At 52.5% G+C, this 442-nt stretch carries 1 protein-coding gene; it reads left to right on the top strand.

Annotated elements, in window-relative coordinates:
* The coding region (locus tag BFL28_RS20430; protein WP_119184650.1) for a hypothetical protein at positions 1-442 on the top strand (442 nt) is incomplete at both ends.

Here is a 442-nt window from a genome sequence, read left to right on the forward strand (position 1 = left end):
CCCTGTAGCGATCCATGCAGAAGCAGTGGATGCACAAGGTAACGTTGATGTTGCAGATGCAGACGTGACAGTAACGGTTGATACAGTCCCTGCAGACCTGATTGGTGCGATCACGATTCCTGAAGACTTAAATGGCGACGGTATCTTAAATGCAGACGAGCTAGGCACAGACGGCACCTTCAATGCACAAGTGGCGTTGGGACCAGATGCGCTTGACGGCACAGTGGTGAATGTCAATGGTGTGAACTACACCGTGACAGCAGCTGACCTTGCAAACGGCTTCATCACCGCAGCGATTCCTGTGACAGGCGAAGGCCCTGTAGCGATCCATGCCGAAGCAGTGGATGCACAAGGTAACGTTGATGTTGCAGATGCAGACGTGACAGTAACGGTTGATACAGTCCCTGCAGACCTGATTGGTGCGATCACGATTCCTGAAGAC

Origin of the sequence: Sphingomonas turrisvirgatae (assembly GCF_001721295.1) — a bacterium.
Lineage (GTDB): Bacteria > Pseudomonadota > Alphaproteobacteria > Sphingomonadales > Sphingomonadaceae > Sphingomonas > Sphingomonas turrisvirgatae.